Here is a 16,659-nt window from a genome sequence, read left to right as displayed (position 1 = left end):
AAGGAGTACTACCTCAACGAGAAGATCAAGGCGATCCAGCAGGAGCTGGGACGCAAGGACGATCGCGGCAACGAGATCGAAGAGCTCAAGCAGAAGATCGAAGCGGCGAAGATGCCCAAGGAGGCCCTCGACAAGGCGCTGCAGGAGCTCAAGCGTCTGGAGGTCATGCCGCCCGTCAGCGCCGAGGCCACCGTCTCCCGCAACTACCTGGAATGGCTGCTGGCGGTCCCATGGCACAAGAAGACCAAGGAGAACCGCGACATCGAGCGCGCCGAGAAGATCCTCAACGAGGACCACTACGGGCTGGAGAAGATTAAGGAGCGCATCCTGGAGTTCCTGGCGGTCCGAAGGTTGGTGCGCAACGTGAAAAAGGGGTCGATCCTCTGCTTCGTCGGGCCCCCGGGCGTCGGCAAGACCTCGCTGGCCCAGAGCATCGCCAAGGCCACCGGGCGCCGCTTCGTCCGCCTGTCGCTGGGAGGCGTGCGCGACGAGGCGGAGATCCGCGGTCACCGGCGCACCTACATCGGGGCCTTCCCCGGTCAGATCATCCAGATGATGCGCAAGGCGGGGACGAAGAATCCGATCTTCCTGCTGGACGAGGTCGACAAGATGAGCATGGACTTCCGCGGCGACCCCTCCGCGGCCCTGCTGGAGGTCCTGGATCCGGAGCAGAACTCCACCTTCGTGGACCACTACCTCGACACGGAGTTCGACCTGTCGCAGGTCATGTTCATCGCCACCGCGAACGTGTTGCATCCGGTGCCTCCCGCCCTGAAGGACCGCATGGAGGTCATCCGCCTGGCGGGCTACACCCTGAACGAGAAGCTGCGCATCGCCAAACAGTTCCTGGTCGACAAGCAGCTGGTGGCCCACGGCCTCTCCCCCAAGAACATCACCGTCGAGGAGGAGGCGATCCGGGACATCATCGAGAATTACACGCGCGAGGCGGGGGTGCGGAGCCTGGAGCGGGAGATCGCGTCGGTGTGCCGCAAGCTGGCCCGCCGGGTGGTGAAGGAAGGCAAGAGTTACCAGCACGTCGTGAAGCCGGGCGAGCTCCAGGACCTCCTCGGGGTGGCGAAATACCGCCCCAAGGACGCCGACAAGGCGAAACAGAGCGAGGTCGGGGTGGCCACTGGCCTGGCCTGGACCGAGGTCGGCGGTGAGATCCTCATGACGGAGGCCACGCTGATGAAGGGGCGCGGCAAGCTCACCCTGACCGGCAAGCTGGGCGACGTCATGCAGGAGTCGGCCCAGGCCGCCCTCAGCTACATCCGCTCGCGCGCCGAGAAGCTGGGGATTGACGACGAGTTCCAAAAGAAGTATGACATTCACATCCACGTGCCGGAGGGAGCCATCCCGAAGGACGGTCCGTCGGCCGGGATTACCCTGGCCACCGCGCTGGCGTCGCTGCTGACGAAGGTTCCCGTGAGAAAGGACGTGGCGATGACCGGCGAGATTACGCTGCGCGGCCACGTGCTCCCGATCGGCGGCGTCAAGGAAAAGGTCCTGGCGGCGCATCGGCTCGGAATCCGGACGATCATTCTCCCCAGGGACAACGAGAAGGACCTCTCGGAAATCCCTGAAGACATCCAGAAGAGCCTGGAGTTCAAGCTCGTCGAGAGCATGGACGAAGTGCTGGGCATCGCACTGGAGAGGGAGCCCAAAGCGACTCCTCCCGTCGACAACATCGATAAGGGTTTTGAGAAGAGAGTCCCAGACAGCTCCATTCATTAGGTCGTCCTGAAACCCATTTCCCGAACCTAACCGCAGAGGCGCCCCCGCAAGGGGCATCCCGCCGCGAGAATCTCCTCCCGGCATCCGGCCCGCGAGACCCGGGGCGCCCGAGAAAGCGCGGAAGAATTCCGTGAAGATTGTCCAGTGTGACTTTCTGGCGGGCGCGGGCGATCCCGCGGGCTTCCCGCCTCCGGCCCTGCCGGAGGTGGTGTTCATGGGGCGCTCGAACGTCGGGAAATCGAGCTTGCTCAACGCACTCCTGGGCCGGCGCCGCCTGGCCCGGACGGGCGCGACGCCCGGACGGACGCGGCAGATCAACTTCTACCGGGTCAACGACGCGTGTCTGTTCGTGGACCTTCCCGGCTACGGCTTCGCGAAAGTCTCCCGCTCGGAGCGGGAGACGTGGAAGGAGCTGGTGGAGGCCTACCTCCTCCGGCTGCCTCCACCGAGGCTGGCCATACTCCTTGTGGATGCCCGGCACCCTCTGACCACGATGGACCGGGAATTGATCGAGTGGTTGGAAAACCGGCGGCTCCCGTTCGTGGTGGCCGCCACGAAGACCGACAAGCTTTCGAGGAACGAGTTGCAAAAATCCCTTCACCACCACCTTCAGGAACTCCACCGGCCCGAGATCCTGGTACCCTGCTCCGCCCGAACCCGGGAGGGGCTTCCGAGGCTCTGGGCCGCCATCCACGGGAAACTGCATGAAACGACATCCACCACGCACTGAGCGCCACGCCCCCCACAACCCCCGCCCGGTCCGCGAATTCCGCCAGGAGCCAGAGATGGAATCGAACGGGCCGGTCGCCGCCGAGCCCGCCGAAGCGGCGGATGCTCCCCCCAAGGAGCGGCCCCGGCCCGAAGGCGGCGGCCACGGCCCCGCCCTCGGCGAGAAGCTGGACATCACCGCCCTCAAGGAGATGAGCATCACCGAGCTCACCAACATCGCCAAGGATCTCAACGTCGAAGGCGCCACGGCGATGCGCAAGCAGGAGCTCATCTTCAAGATTCTGCAGGCCCAGACGGAGAAAAGCGGCCTGATCTTCGCGGAAGGAGTGCTGGAGTGCCTGCCCGACGGCTTCGGATTCCTGCGGGCGCCCGAGTACAACTATCTGCCCGGGCCGGACGACATCTACGTCTCGCCCTCGCAGATCCGCAAGTTCGACCTGCACACCGGCGACACCATCTCCGGCCAGGTGCGCCCCCCGAAGGAGGGGGAGCGCTACTTCGCCCTGATCAAGGTCGAGGCGGTCAACTTCGAGCATCCCGACGAGTCGAAGGAGAAGGTATTCTTCGACAACCTCACGCCCCTCTACCCGAACGAGAGGCTGCGCCTGGAGACCGCCCGGGACAACGCCTCGGCCCGCGTCATGGACATCCTCACGCCGATCGGCAAGGGGCAGCGCGGCCTGATCGTGGCGGCGCCGCGCACCGGCAAGACGATGCTGCTGCAGAGCATCGCCAACAGCATCAGCCAGAACCATCCCGAAGTGATCCTGATCGTGCTGCTCATCGACGAGCGGCCCGAGGAGGTCACCGACATGCAGCGCTCGGTGAACGGGGAGGTAATCAGCTCCACCTTCGACGAGCCGGCGCAGCGCCACGTGCAGGTGGCCGAGATGGTGATCGAGAAAGCCAAGCGCCTGGTGGAGCACAAGAAGGACGTGGTCATCCTGCTCGACTCGATCACGCGCCTGGCGCGCGCCTACAACACCATCGTGCCGCCCTCGGGCAAGGTCCTCTCGGGCGGCGTGGACGCCAACGCTCTGCAGCGGCCGAAGCGCTTCTTCGGCACCGCCCGGAACATCGAGGAGGGAGGGAGCCTGACCATCATGGCCACCGCCCTGATCGAGACCGGCAGCCGCATGGACGACGTGATCTTCGAGGAGTTCAAGGGGACCGGCAACATGGAGATCCACCTCGACCGCAAGCTGGCCGATCGGCGGGTCTACCCGGCCATCGAGATCACCCGCTCCGGGACGCGCAAGGAGGAGCTGCTTCTGTCCAAGAAGGAGCTGGACCGCACCTGGGTCCTGCGCAAGGTGCTCAACTCGCTGTCCAGCACCGAGGCCATGGAGCTGCTGATCGACAAGATCGGCAAGACCAAGAACAACGAGGAGTTCCTCGGCTCGATGAGCGAGGTCTCCTGAGGGCGATTTGCCCCTCGGACGGGCGCTGCCCTACAATAACGCGCCTACGGAGAGTCTCATGAAACCGAAGATCCATCCCGAGTACAAGGAGGTCACCGTGGTCTGCGCCTGCGGCGAGACCTTCGTGACCCGCAGCACCCGCAAGGAGCTCCGCCTGGAAATCTGCTCCAAGTGCCACCCGTTCTTCACCGGCAAGCAGAAGCTGATCGACACCGCCGGTCGGGTCGAGCGCTTCACGCGCCGCTATGCGGCGCGTCCCACGGGCGCTTCCAAATAGCGCGACGGAATACCCGTGTCCGAGGAAGTCCTCCTGGGGGGCCAGGCGGTCCTGGAAGGCGTGATGATGCGCGCCCCGGGCGCCTATGCCGTCTCGGTCCGCAAGAAGGGAGGCCGCGTGGTGACGGTGCGCCGCGAGGTGGCGCGCTGGTCGGACCGGCGCCCTTATCTCAAGGCCCCCGTGCTGCGGGGGGTCGTGGTCCTGTTCCAGTCGATGGCCCTCGGCATGAGCGCCCTGAACTTCTCCGCGGAGCAGGCGATGGAGGAGGACGAGCCGGCCGCCGAAGCCGGGGCCTCCTCCGGAGGCTGGGCGCTGGGTTTTTCGCTCCTCTTCGCCGTTCTGTTCGCCGTCGGACTGTTCTTCTACGTGCCGCTGCTGGCCACCGAGGGGGTGGCCCGGCTCGTGCCGGCGCTGCGGCAGCCAATCGCCTTCAACCTGGTCGAAGGGGGGATCCGGATCGGGCTGCTGGTCGGGTATATCCTGGCGATCTCCTCGATGGAGGACATGCGCCGGGTCTTCCAGTACCACGGTGCGGAGCACAAGGTGGTGTCGGCTTACGAGGCGGGCGATCCGCTGACGGTCGAGGGAGCGCGGCGCCATTCCACTCTGCACCCGCGCTGCGGCACCAGCTTCCTGCTGTTCGTGATGCTGATCTCGATCCTGGCCTTCTCGCTGATTCCCGGCTCGGCGCCTTTCGCCGCGAAGCTGCTGGCCAGGGTCCTCCTGCTGCCGCTGATTGCCGGAGCCTCGTTCGAGGTGCTGCGCGTCAGCGCCCGGAACCGCCGCCGGCTGCTGTTCGCGCTGCTCGTGACGCCGGGGCTGTGGCTGCAGCGTCTGACCACCCGCGAGCCCAGCGACGATCAGCTGCAGGTGGCGATCGAGGCGCTGCGGGCCGCGCTGGGCGGTGAAATCGACGCCGGAGTCGAGCTGGCGCCCCTTTGAAGGGTAGGGACCGGACATGTTCGAGAAGCTGAACGCCATGGAACGGCAGTACGAGGACTTGTCCCGCCGCATGAGCGACGCCGACGCGATGAAGGACAAAGCGCGCTACCTCGCCGACGCGAAGATCTACGCCGACCTCGAGCGGGTGGTCGAGGCCTACCGCGACTTCAAGGGGATCGAAGAGGAGATCCTGGAAAACGAGAAGATCCTGCGGGGCGGAGATCCCGAGCTGCGCCAGCTCGCCACCGAGGAGCGCGAGACGCTGCAGCGGCGGCGCGAAACCCTGCTGGAAGAGCTCAAGGTCCTGCTCGTGCCCAAGGATCCGAACGACGAGAAGAACGTCATCCTGGAGGTGCGCGCCGGCACGGGCGGCGAGGAGGCGGCTCTGTTCGCCCAGGAGCTGTTCCGGATGTACAGCCGGTACGTCGAGCGCAAGGGGTGGAAGCTGGAGGTCCTCGACCTGAGCGAGTCGCCGCTCGGCGGGATCCGTGAGGTGATCGCCACCATCGACGGCAAGAGCGCCTTTTCCCGGCTGCGGTTCGAGAGCGGCGTTCATCGGGTGCAGCGCGTCCCAAAGACCGAGGCCTCGGGCCGCATCCATACCTCCACGGCGACGGTGGCGGTCCTCCCCGAGGCGGAGGAGGTGGAGGTCGACATCCAGGAGAAAGACCTCCGGATCGACCGCTTCTGCTCCACCGGCCCGGGCGGCCAGAGCGTCAACACCACCTATTCCGCCATCCGCATCACCCATCTGCCCAGCGGGCTGGTGGTGCAGTGCCAGGACGAGAAGTCGCAGCACAAAAACAAGGCCAAGGCCTTGCGCGTGCTGCGCTCCCGCCTGATGGACATCGCCCGGCACGAGCAGCACGAGTCGATCGCCAAGGACCGGCGCACGCAGATCGGCACGGGCGATCGGTCGGAGAAGATCCGCACCTACAACTTTCCCCAGAGCCGTGTCTCGGATCACCGTGTCAACGAGACGATTCATCAGATCGAATCGTTCATGGACGGCAACCTCGACCCGCTGCTCGACCCGCTGGTGGCCCACTTCCAGGCGGAGCGCCTGAAGGCCGAGACCGCCTCGCCTTCCTCGGCCGCCGCCTCCCGGGCGTGAGCTCCGCGCCTTCCGTCCGCGTCCGCGATCTCATCCTGCACGGAGCCGCGTATCTCGAGTCCCGCGGCGTTCCGGGCGCGCGCTTCGACGCCCAGGTCCTGCTGGCCCGCACGCTCGGCGTGTCCCGGTCCGACCTGCTGCTCCGGCGCGATGCGATCGCCCCCGAGGCATCCAGGGGCCGCTACGAGGAGCTGCTGCGCCGGCGCGGGGGTCGCGTCCCGCTGCAGCACCTCACCGGCGTGCAGGAGTTCTGGTCCCTCGAGTTCGAGGTTGGCCCCGCCGTCCTCATCCCCCGGCCGGAGACGGAGCTGCTCGTCGAGGAGGCGCTGCGCCGCGCCGGAGGCCCCGCGCCTCGCCTCGCCGATATCGGCACCGGCAGCGGCAATCTGGCGGTGGCCCTGGCGCGCGAGCTGCCCAGCGCCGCGGTGCTGGCCACCGACATCAGCGAGGCGGCGCTCGAGGTCGCGCGTCGCAACGCGGCGCGCCATGGAACGGCGGAGAGAATCCGCTTTCTCCTCGGGGATCTCGCACGCCCGCTGGAAGGCGTCGTCGAGCCGGGGAGCCTGGATCTCCTGCTGTCCAATCCCCCGTACGTCTCGGAGACCGAGCTGGCTTCCCTGGAGCCGGAGGTGCGTGACCATGAGCCGCGGGCGGCTCTGGTCCCGCCGGGCGGGCAGACCTGGGCGCTCTACCCGGCACTGTTGGAGGCAGCCAGCCGCTACCTTCTCCCCGGCGGCCATGTCATCCTGGAGATCTCGGGGACGGGAGCAGACGGTGTCGCCCCGTTGATGGCGGGTCGCGACGGCTTCGAGCTGGTGATGGTCCGCCCCGACTACTCGGGCCTGCCGCGCGTGCTGGTGGCGCGGCGGAGGGGATGATGAAGAAACCGGGCGAGCCGATGGTCTCCGTGGAAGAAGCGCTGCGCGCGGTTCTCGACTTCACTCCCATCCTGCCTTTCGAATCGGTGGACCTGGCCTCGGCGCTGGGCCGGGTCCTCTCCGAAGAGATCCACGCCGATGCCGACCAGCCTCCCTTCGACAAGGCGATGATGGACGGCTTCGCGCTGCGCTCCGAGGACGTTCGCGCCGCGCCGGCCGAGCTGCAGGTGGTCATGGAGATCCCGGCGGGCACCCCTCCTCCGGGTTTGATCGCGCCGGGCCAGGCGGCGCGGATCATGACCGGCGCGATGATTCCGCAAGGCAGCGATGCCGTGCAAATGGTGGAGAAGACCGAAGCGCTCGATGCCGGGCGCGTCCGGATCCTCCAGGGGGTGGCGGCCGGAGCCAACATCGCTCCTCGCGGGACCCAGCTGCGCCGCGGCGCTCGGGTGCTTTCCGAGGGAGACCGGCTCACTCCCGCCCGGCTGGGAGTACTGGCCAGCGTCGGCCGGGCCGTGGCGCAGTGCCGCAGGCTGCCGCGCGTCGTCGTGGCGCCCACGGGGGACGAGCTGGTGGCGGCCAACCAGGTCCCCGGTCCGGGCCAGATTCGTAACAGCAACGGCCCCGCCCTGGCCGCGGAAGCCCGGTCCCTGGGGGCGCTGGTGGAAGAGCTCGCCCCCGTTCCCGATCGCTTCGAGGCGCTGCGCTCCTGCCTGGAGCACGGCCTGAAGAGCAATGTGCTGATTCTGTCGGGCGGCGTGTCGATGGGAGAATACGATCTGGTGGAGAAAGAGCTGGAATGGGCCGGGGTCGAGATCGCCTTCCGCCAGGTGGCCATCCGTCCCGGCAAGCCGGCCGTGTTCGGGCGGCGTGGCGACTGCCTGGTCTTCGGCCTTCCCGGAAACCCCGTCTCCTCGCTGGTTACCTTCCGAGTCCTCGTGGCCCCCGCGCTGCGCCGGATGCAGGGGATTGCCAGTCCCGAGGGAGTGCATCTCGAGGCACGCCTGGAGACGGAAGTGTCGCAGCATCCGGGGCGCACAGGCTACCTGCCGGGCAAGCTCTCGTTTGCGGGCGGAGCCGTCGGGGTCCGTCCCATACCGACGACCGGATCGGCCGATCTTCCGGCGCATTCGCGCGCGGACGCCCTCGTCATCGTCCCGGCCGACCGCGAGACCCTCGGCGCGGGAGACACCGTCCGGGTCCTGCTCATCGCCGACCCGGCAGCCATCCGCTGAAAACCAACCGTCAAGGAGAGGGTGGGGAAGCCCCGGGAAGGGGCGCCGATCCAGCCTCGGGCTGGGTCGCCAACCCCACCCCGGTGAGAGGTGCCAATCCAAGCAGAGTGCGCACCTCTTCCGAGGTCCTTACCCCGTAGAAGCGATAGTTCGAATAGGTCTGGGTGGAGGATGCCTGGCGCAGCGGGCGCCCCTCCCCCGATAAGTACTGGCGGCTGGTGATGATCACCCGGCTCGGAAAGCGGATCCCGTTCTTCACCACCTCGAAATCGGTCGCCACGTCCGTAATCCATTCGGGGATTGGAGTGGGTCCACGCGAGTGCGCAATCTCCTGCAAGAGGCGGTGGTCGCTGGCTTTCATCGCCTCGACGTGCAGCAGCTGGTAGCTGTTGGGATCCACCCAGGCCGTGCCGAACCAGTCGTTGCGTCCGTCGACATAAGGCGGCAGCGGCTCGAACTCGACCTTGATCGCGTCGATGCCGTGCATCGGAGAGCCTCCGACGAGCCGGTAGCGGTGGCTCGAGAAGCGGCTCTGGTTGAAGATCAGGACCCACATCGATCCCCGCGCCAGGAACTGCCGGACTCCGACGGAGCGAGGATCGACCGGCTTCGTCGACTTGCTCCCTTGCGTGCGATAGTCCAGGTACCCCTGGGCGTCGTCATAGACGTACATGTAGTCGAAGGAAAAGGCCCGCTTCGCACCGGGGTCATGCTCGACGATCTTCTCCTTGCACGCGAAGCGCAGCACGTTGTCGAGATAGAGACGGCTGGCCCTGTCGAGCCCCCTCAGGATCGGGACGGCCGGATTCGTTGAGTCCGTCTCGTCCTCGGCGGCCGCCGGGACTCCTAGGAAAAAGACCAGACCAATGGCCGTGGTGGCTCGAAGGAGGGTTCGGCGGCGGAGAGCATGCAGCATTGCCGGCCTCGAGTTGCGGGATCGTTCAGAGGTGGCGCCAGGGTCGGCAGCGGATCCTGGGGATGAGTCTGCACGAGACCGGCGTGGGACGCAAGAGGGAGACTAGCGCTGCGCCGACAGATCGCGCACCAGGCCTGCGAGGGCAGGGTTCTCAGGATGGCGCGCCAGGCTGTCCCGCGCCAGGGCGAGCGCCTCGTCGCGCCCCCGCAGGCGCAGCGTGCTCAGCGCAATCCCCAGCTCGGCGCGCGCCGGATCGGCCCCGGCCTCGCTCGCCCGGCGGAAGGCCGCCAGGGCCGCCTCCGGCTCGCGTGTCTGCAGGCGTGCGTTGCCCAGTGCCAGGAACAGGTCCGCCCCGGGGGTGATCGCGACGGCGCGATCCAGCGCCTCGGCCGCCTCGCTCCAGCGCTGCAGATCCATCAGGGTGAGCGAGAGGTTGAGCGCGAAGCGCGGATCGGCCGGCGACAGCTCACAGGCCCGCCGGAAATGTGCCAGCGCCTGCTCTTTCCTTCCTGCTTTCGAATCGAGCGCCCCCAGCAAATTGTGATATTCGTCGATGCGGTCGCTCCGCCTCAGTCCCGCCTCGAGCAGCGGGCGCAGCGATTCGAGATTGCCGCGCGCCGCGGCGATCTCCGCCAGGGGGCGGGCCGCCGCCACCAGGGTCGGATCGGCACGCAGGGCGATCAGGAAATGCTCCTCGGCCCCCCGGGAATCGCCAGCGGAGGCGGCCAGCACGCCTTCGGCCGCCGCGCGCAGCGCCGGAGTATCGTTCAATGCCACGGCATGGCTGTCGAGGAACCGGCGGCCGCGCGCCGCATCGCCGAGATCGGCGCTCAGCTGCACGTACCAGAAGACCGAATCGGGGGCCATCGCCTCGGGGACCTCCTTCCATCCTTCCTCGAGCGCGGCGAGGGCTTCCGGCTTGCGTCCCAGCGCGTCGAGCGCCTCGGCCAGCATGCCGTAGCTCTTCGGCAGCTTCTCCCGCTGGTTGGCCCGGTTCAGCTCGTCTATTGCCTCCTGGTAGCGATGGGCGCTCAGGTAATAGGTCGCCAGATTGCGGTGATAGCTGACCGTCGTGTCGGTCGCGCCGTCACCGGCGGGGCCGCCGGATCCCTTCGCAGGCGCCGGCGCGGCGGCTTCACCGCCGCCCACGTAGCCGAGGGCGCGCAGCTGGGCCATCATCTCGGCGGAGACCTCCTCCGCCTCCTCGGCCTCGCTGCCGCGGCGCGGTGCGCCCAGCGCCTCATAGGAGGGGATCCTCCCCGGCGGGTGCTCCCGCAGAAAGGCGGGATCCAGCGCGGAGGAAAGCGGATGCCCCGGCATGTCGGAAGCCAGCGGTGCGCCCAGCAGTGCCAGAATCGTCGGCGTGATGTCAAACAACGTCGCTGGTTCGCGCAGCGTCCCATGCGCCGCGCCCGGGCCGCTCAGAATGAAGATCCCATCCTCCCGGTGCCATTCCACCGGCTGATCGACGGTGTAGGGGAGGACTCCCTCGGGCCGCGAGGCGCCCGTCTTGAAGCCGTGATCGGAGAGGACCAGGACGGTCGTCCCCGGGCCCGCCTTGCGGATCAACTCCCCGACGAGCCGATCCTGGTGGATGTAGAACTTCGTGACGACGTCATGGAAGCGGGCATACCCCTCTGCGTCGGCGATCTGCATGCGCGGGGCTCGATAGTGCTGGAAGCGATGTCCCACCAGGTCGATCCCCTCGAAATAGACCGCCGTCAGATCGAACGGTCCCCGCTGCAGCGCCTGCAAGGCGGCGGTGTGGTAATTGCGCGTCGCCGCCAGAATCTTGATGAGCAGGCCCACGGGATCCTGGACCGGCGGCTTCCCCTTGGCCGGAGGCTCGGGAGGGTGCGCGATCCACTGCAACCCGGCGCGGTACTGCTCCGGCGTGACCTCGGCGAAGCGGCGCACTTCCTCGAGGGTTATCCCTTCGGGCAGGACGCATCCGCTCAGGATCTCTTTCAGGAAATCCGGGGGCTGGGTGTAGCCGGGGCGATCGGCCAGCGCCTCGCGGTTCGGCAGCAGGCTGAGGGCCGCGACCCGATCGGTCACCATCACGCCATGGATCGGATCCGCGGGAAAGCTGGCCCACCAGCCGACCACGGCGACGCGGCGATCCAGCTCCGAGAGGATGTCCCATAGCGCCCGGACCTTCCGGGACGTGCTGCTGATCGGCACGCGGGCGCCGGTTTTGGCCTGGACGACGCTGAAGTCGGCAACTCCGTGGAGATCGGGCCCTTTGCCGGTCGCGATCGTGGTCCACAGCAGCGGCGATACCATCGGATTGTAGGAACGCAGCGGTCCCCGCACTCCCTTCCCAATCAGCGCCGCCAGATTCGGCAGCTTCCCCTCGGCGAGGAGCGGATCGATCGATTCCCAGTCGGCCGCGTCGAGCCCGATGAGCAGAAGGTGGATTCCGGTGGATTGGGAGGCCTGCGCGAGGCGGGCCGGCGCCGCGCTGTTTCCCGCATCGCCCGGAAGGGTGGCGGCACAGCCGAGCGCCGAAACCTCGATGCCGGCGGAAGCCAGGCTGCGATTCAGGGACGCTTCGACCGGCCGGGCCAGCGCCGGGTCCAGCAGCTCGAGCGCCGAACGCGCCGCACCCGCCTGCGCCAGGGCGTCGCGCGCGGCCTTTTCGAGAAGCGCATGGAACCCTTTGCCGCTGCGCCGCGAGACCTCGGCGAGGGTCTCGGGCCGGACGCGGTAGTAGAACGAGAGCACCGCCTCCGCCTTCACCCCTTCGCGGTTCGGCAGCGGCAACGGCGGCAGCGCGCCGTCGCCTTCGCGCTCCAGCACGCGGGTCTCGAGCAGGGGAGGGGTGAGGTGCCATCCCGGCGCCAGGACGCGATTGCCGGCGATGGCGAAGTGATCTGCCGGCACGCGGACGATGCCGCGCCGCGCGAGCAGTCCCGCGGCCGGCAGGCCGGCCGCCAGGGCGACGGCGAGGACGAGGAGCAGGGATCGACGCTTCATGCCGGAGTCCAACCCATCAGAGAGGGATGGGGCCCGCGGATCGCCGCGGGCCCCGAGGATCGGATCAGAAGCTCCAGTTCACCGAAAGCCGCATGGTGCGCGGCGGGCCGTAGTCGACGGGCGCCAGGAAATCGGGGTTCCTGATGCCGGCGACCGATTCGACGTTGTCGTCGAAGAGCCTGGTCTCCTGGTTATTGAAGAGATTGAAGATCGCCAGCGCCAGATTGAGCTGGGAGCCGTTTCCCAGCTTGATTGGATAGGCGAAATTCACGTCGAAAGTCACGATATCGGGCGTACGTCCAAGATATCCCCTTTTCACCTGCTTGTAGTCGTAAAGGAAGATGGCGCTCTGGCGAAGCGGGTCGGCCAGCGCCTGCTCTCCCGTGCCGGTGACCAGGGTGTCGTTGGGGCTGGGAAGGCCGTCGCCGTCCCCATCTTCCCACCAGGCGTAGATTGGATCGATGCCGGGGATCTCCCCGGCGTTCTGGTAGCTCGGGTGCGCCAGATAGGGCTGGCGCGGCACTCCCGACTGCCAGTTGAACCCTCCCCCGACCGTGAAGCCGCCTGGCCAGCGGTAGTAGGAGTAGATGTTCACCACGTGCGTCCGGTCGGTGTTCAGGAAGCCAGTGGAGAATTGCCCTTGCATCAGCGGCGAGTTGGGGAAGTCGAACAAGGAAGTGATGTTGGGGTCGCTCTGGCCGTTGTCGTTGCGGAACAGTCCCTCGTAGTTCCCCTTCAGCTGCGAGTAGCGGTAGTTGGCGTTCATCGCCCAGTTCTCGGAGAAGGTCTTGTTGATCGCCAGCTCGAGTGCCTTGTAGTCGCGCTTCGGGTTGGGGAAGCCGGCCGTGGCGGGAGTGTTCACCGCAGGGTTGGCAAGGACATACTCGCCGAACGGGGCGGCGTCGAACGATCCGGCCGGCACGCCGGGGCAGGTCACCCCGGAGCTCGGAAAGGGATCGCACGGGTAGCCGTAGCTCGTGCCGTAGTAATAGTTCTGGGTCGACTCCAGTGCCGTGAACTGGACGTCTTCCAGCACCCTTCCCTGGTAGCGGAAGATGCCGCGCACTTCGATCGACAGATCGGGCCGCAGCTGCTGCTGATAGCCGAGGATGTACTCGTCCTCGTACGGCAGCCTGGTCCCGTCCTGCACCCGGGTATTGGGGAACCCCTGGAAGTTGGGGCCGCCCACCTGCACCGCCTGCTGATTGAAGGGGATGGTCGGATCGGGAGTGCCGGCGAGCTCGTAGGTGACGCGCGTGCTGCCCGTCTCGCTGCTGAAGGAGCGCACCGCCAGGTCGTTGGGAACCCGCTCGAAGTAGCGGGCGTAGTTCGCGTACAGCTTGCTCTTGCCCGTCCCCATGACGTCGTAGGTGAAGCCCAGGCGCGGCGAGAACTCCCAGTCGAAGGCATATTCCCCGGGCGAGAAGGTGGTGCTGCCGACACGATTCGAGACGGTGAGATCGACAGGAAGCGTGTACTCTCCGGAGCCCTTGATATTCTCGCGGGTGGCGCGCAGCCCCGCCTTCACCGTCCAGCGGTCCGATGCCTGCCAGGTGTCCTGGACGAACAGGTTCAGGTCGTCGGTGGTGGTGGGTCCAGGCGTCGGGTAGTAGCGGTTCCGGGTCAGGCGGTACTCGGTTGTCCCGCGCCGGTCGAAGGTCGCCCCCGAGGTGGTCTGGACTGGCACCTGGTTGAAGACGCCCAAATCACAGGTGTCGCCCCCCGGGCAATCGGTGTCGTCGCGGCAGGCGACGGTGGGATTGGCCGTGCAGCTGGCGGCGAAGAAGACGGTCACCTCCGGTCCCGAGTAGCTCTGGTCGTCCAGGTATTCGATGTCCGAGAACTCTACGCCATACTTCAGCTCATTGCGGGCCGGCAGGATGTTCGTCAGCTTGGCCGAGTATTGCAGGCTGCGGTCATTCTGCTGCGACAGGAAGCCGGGCCCGCCGACGAAGTTGGCCGGCCCCACGTCCAGCTGTCCGGTGTTGAACAGGAGCTGGGCCCGACGGTCCCGAATCATATAGCCGTCGAGCAACGGGTCCTCGCTGAAGCGGCCGTCGTGCAGCGAGACCTGGGCGTCGATGAAGAACTTGGGGGTCAGGATGCCGTTGTATTTGAGCGCGGCGTTGTTGCCCCCGTAGCGGATACCGCTCTGCCCGCCACCCTGGGCGTAGTCGGCGTACAGCAGGGCCTGGTTGGCGATCGGGGCGTCGGCGTTCTGCGGGCCGTTGTAGCCGCGCGACGGGTCTCCGAACAGCGAGAAGTCGAGGCGGTGGTTGCTCGCCATGAACCAGGTGAGCTTGGCCGCGTAGTTGTAGTTGCGCCGTACGCGCTCCTGGATTCCCAGGTCGGAGGCCGGGAAGGCCTCGGTCCCGGCGATGTCGGAGATGTCGGGATCGCAGCCGGGGCAGCTCGGGAAAATGACCGAGGGGGCCTCGAATCCGGTGCGCGTCTCGACCGGGTTCATGGCCACGAACCAGAACAACTTGTCCTTCACGAAGGGTCCGCCCATCGAGAAGGCGAAGTCATAGATGTCCTGCTCGCGGACGTTGACGGAGCCCAGCTCGGTGCGGACCCGCTCGCGCGACCCTTCCAGGGCGCTCAGGGTGCCGTAGAAGGAAAGGTTTCCTTTCACTTCGTTCGTGCCGGATCTCACCACGGCGTTGAGCACCCCGCCGAGGGCCTGGCCGAACTCGGCCTCGAACCCGCCGGTCTTGACCTGCACCTCGTCCAGGAAATCGGACGTGACGCCCGTGCCCAGCGAGCCGTAGACAATATTGAAAGCGCCGATGCCGCCATAGCCGGTGTTGGTGATGTTGACTCCGTCGATCAAGTAGGAATTCTCCAACCCCGAAGCCCCGCCGATCGAGTAGTTGCCGGCACCGGTGCCGCCGCCGCTCACGACGCCGGGGGCCGTCGCGAACAGGTTGCTGTAAGTGCGGCCGACCGGGATGACGGCGGTGAAGTCCTGAACCTTGACGTTGGCGCCCGTGCTGGTGTCGCTGCGGTCGACCAGGGGCGCCTGCCCCGTCACCGTGACCTTCTCGACCACCCCTGGCTGCAGCGTGTAGTTGGAAGTGGTCTTGTCGTTCAGGCGCGCGACGATCCCTTCCTGCATGACTTGCGAGTATCCGGGGGCGATCACCTGGATCGTGTAGGTCCCGGGCGTGAGGAAGGGGATGATGTAATACCCGTTCCTATCGGAGACCACTTTTCGGGCTCCTTGAGGAGAAAGGGCGGTGACGATCGCGTCGGCGACCGGTTTTCCCTTGTCGTCGGTGATCGTCCCGGCGATCGTCCCCGTCGTGATTTCCTGAGCATAGCCCTGGAAAAGCCCGGCGGTGAGCGCCGTCAGAAAGCACACGAGAAGCAGTCCGCGAGATCGCATAGGACCTCCTCTGGCGGAAAACCGGGCAGGATTGAGAGGGATGGGTGCTGCGGAATCCTGGGCAAGTTTCCGCGAAAATTCGCGGGTGACTAAGGGGCTGGTTCCTCCCAAATGTGTCAGAAAAGACCCGAGCCGGTCAAAATCAAGCTATTCTCATTCCTACCGGTTTTCAATACCGGCTAATCCGGAAACTGCGGCAGGGGAACCGCGTGTAAAAAAGGGCTTCGACCGGGCGCTTGCGTGCTAGAATTTCCGGAATACCGGTTCTTGCTCTCTGGAAATTCACCATGCGCTTAGGTCCTCTCTCCCTGACCTTCGCAGCCCTCCTCGTCACCTGCCCAGCGTCGCGCGGCGCCGTTCCCGACCCCTACGAGTCGCATCGCCTGATGATGGCCCGCTCCCACTTCGAGAACGGGATGAAGCTGCTCTCCAGCGCCCACGTGCCCGAGGCCGAGGCGGAGCTGAAGGAGGCGGTCAAGATCTTCCCGGAGCTGGTGGACGCCCACATCCAGCTGGGAGCCATCTCGATGGGACGCGGCGATTTCGCCCAGGCGCTGGAGCGCTTCCTGGCGGCCCGGCAGTCGCTATCCGATCTGCAGGGGATGCGGCATGCGCAGGAGATGGAGCGCCAGCGGCGCCTTCAGGAAAGCATCGATCTCATCAAGGAGCGGATTGCGGACATGCGCCGCGGCGCGAGGGTGTCGGATACCGGAAAGATCGAGCAGGAGTCGGTGCGCCTCGAGCAGCTGGAGCGCGAGCGGACCACGGCCCAGCCGCTGTCGGAGACCCCCTTCACCCCGCAAATACATTTCCTGGTCGGCACGGTGTTGATGAAGCTGGAGCGCTTCGACGAGGCGCACGAAGAGCTCGCGCGCGCCGTCGACCTGCGGCCCGGGTTCGGAGAGGCGCATAACAATCTTGCCGTTCTGGACTTCTATCGGAAGGACTACGCCAGGAGCTGGGAGCATGTGCACGCGGCGGAAACCGCCGGCGTGAAGGTGGATCCCCTGTTCCGGGCCGAGCTCGCGGCGCTCGCTCCCGAAGCC

The 16,659-nt window shown here is 66.8% G+C and carries 12 protein-coding genes; 9 read left to right on the top strand and 3 right to left on the bottom strand.

What is annotated here, in order from left to right:
- The 8 genes from lon to glp all read left to right on the top strand — a co-directional run.
- Positions 1-1,734, top strand: a 1,734-nt coding sequence (gene lon / locus VFW45_05275) for an endopeptidase La (protein ID HEU5180180.1), incomplete at its 5' end; no start/stop codon positions are given.
- A 130-nt stretch (positions 1,735-1,864) separates the two neighbouring features.
- Entirely contained in the window at positions 1,865-2,464 is a 600-nt protein-coding gene (gene yihA / locus VFW45_05270) for a ribosome biogenesis GTP-binding protein YihA/YsxC (protein ID HEU5180179.1), read from the top strand.
- A gap of 166 nt (positions 2,465-2,630) precedes the next feature.
- Complete coding sequence (rho, locus tag VFW45_05265; protein ID HEU5180178.1) at positions 2,631-3,884, top strand: transcription termination factor Rho; 1,254 nt, start codon at positions 2,631-2,633, stop codon at positions 3,882-3,884.
- 58 nt (positions 3,885-3,942) lie between these two features.
- Positions 3,943-4,161, top strand: coding sequence for a 50S ribosomal protein L31 (gene rpmE / locus VFW45_05260; protein ID HEU5180177.1), 219 nt, complete (start codon positions 3,943-3,945; stop codon positions 4,159-4,161).
- Between the two features lie 15 nt (positions 4,162-4,176).
- Positions 4,177-5,103 (top strand): DUF1385 domain-containing protein, encoded by a 927-nt coding sequence (locus VFW45_05255; protein HEU5180176.1) that lies wholly within the window; start codon positions 4,177-4,179, stop codon positions 5,101-5,103.
- A 16-nt stretch (positions 5,104-5,119) separates the two neighbouring features.
- On the top strand, positions 5,120-6,217 hold the full coding sequence (gene prfA / locus VFW45_05250) for a peptide chain release factor 1 (protein HEU5180175.1): 1,098 nt from the start codon (positions 5,120-5,122) through the stop codon (positions 6,215-6,217).
- Entirely contained in the window at positions 6,214-7,095 is an 882-nt protein-coding gene (prmC, locus tag VFW45_05245; GenBank protein ID HEU5180174.1) for a peptide chain release factor N(5)-glutamine methyltransferase, read from the top strand. Before prfA ends, prmC begins: the two co-directional genes overlap by 4 nt.
- Positions 7,095-8,330: a gephyrin-like molybdotransferase Glp gene (glp, locus tag VFW45_05240; protein HEU5180173.1), complete on the top strand. Its 1,236-nt coding sequence runs from the start codon at positions 7,095-7,097 to the stop codon at positions 8,328-8,330. Before prmC ends, glp begins: the two co-directional genes overlap by 1 nt.
- A gap of 10 nt (positions 8,331-8,340) precedes the next feature.
- Here glp and VFW45_05235 read toward each other — a convergent pair whose 3' ends face one another.
- The 3 genes from VFW45_05235 to VFW45_05225 all read right to left on the bottom strand — a co-directional run bounded on the left by VFW45_05235 (position 8,341) and on the right by VFW45_05225 (position 15,613).
- Positions 8,341-9,246 carry a hypothetical protein gene (locus VFW45_05235; protein HEU5180172.1) on the bottom strand — a complete coding sequence of 302 codons (906 nt, stop codon included), beginning with the start codon at positions 9,244-9,246 and terminating at the stop codon, positions 8,341-8,343.
- A 102-nt stretch (positions 9,247-9,348) separates the two neighbouring features.
- Positions 9,349-12,225, bottom strand: coding sequence for an alkaline phosphatase family protein (locus tag VFW45_05230; protein HEU5180171.1), 2,877 nt, complete (start codon positions 12,223-12,225; stop codon positions 9,349-9,351).
- Between the two features lie 64 nt (positions 12,226-12,289).
- Entirely contained in the window at positions 12,290-15,613 is a 3,324-nt protein-coding gene (locus tag VFW45_05225; protein ID HEU5180170.1) for a TonB-dependent receptor, read from the bottom strand.
- A 287-nt stretch (positions 15,614-15,900) separates the two neighbouring features.
- Here VFW45_05225 and VFW45_05220 point away from each other — a divergent pair.
- Positions 15,901-16,659 (top strand): tetratricopeptide repeat protein (locus tag VFW45_05220; protein ID HEU5180169.1); only part of this gene is annotated, 759 nt, incomplete at its 3' end.

It is taken from the genome of Candidatus Polarisedimenticolia bacterium, assembly GCA_035764505.1.
Classification (GTDB): Bacteria; Acidobacteriota; Polarisedimenticolia; order Gp22-AA2; family AA152; genus AA152.
The sequence above is the reverse complement of the archived record's forward strand: the minus strand, read 5'-3'. Positions and strand labels throughout refer to the sequence as shown.

Coding starts and splice junctions, on each gene's coding strand:
- rpmE (HEU5180177.1), top strand. CDS start 3,943: ATGAAACCGAAGATCCATCCCGAGTACAAGGAGGTCACCGTGGTCTGC.
- prfA (HEU5180175.1), top strand. CDS start 5,120: ATGTTCGAGAAGCTGAACGCCATGGAACGGCAGTACGAGGACTTGTCC.
- glp (HEU5180173.1), top strand. CDS start 7,095: ATGAAGAAACCGGGCGAGCCGATGGTCTCCGTGGAAGAAGCGCTGCGC.
- VFW45_05235 (HEU5180172.1), bottom strand. CDS start 9,246: ATGCTGCATGCTCTCCGCCGCCGAACCCTCCTTCGAGCCACCACGGCC.
- VFW45_05230 (HEU5180171.1), bottom strand. CDS start 12,225: ATGAAGCGTCGATCCCTGCTCCTCGTCCTCGCCGTCGCCCTGGCGGCC.
- VFW45_05225 (HEU5180170.1), bottom strand. CDS start 15,613: ATGCGATCTCGCGGACTGCTTCTCGTGTGCTTTCTGACGGCGCTCACC.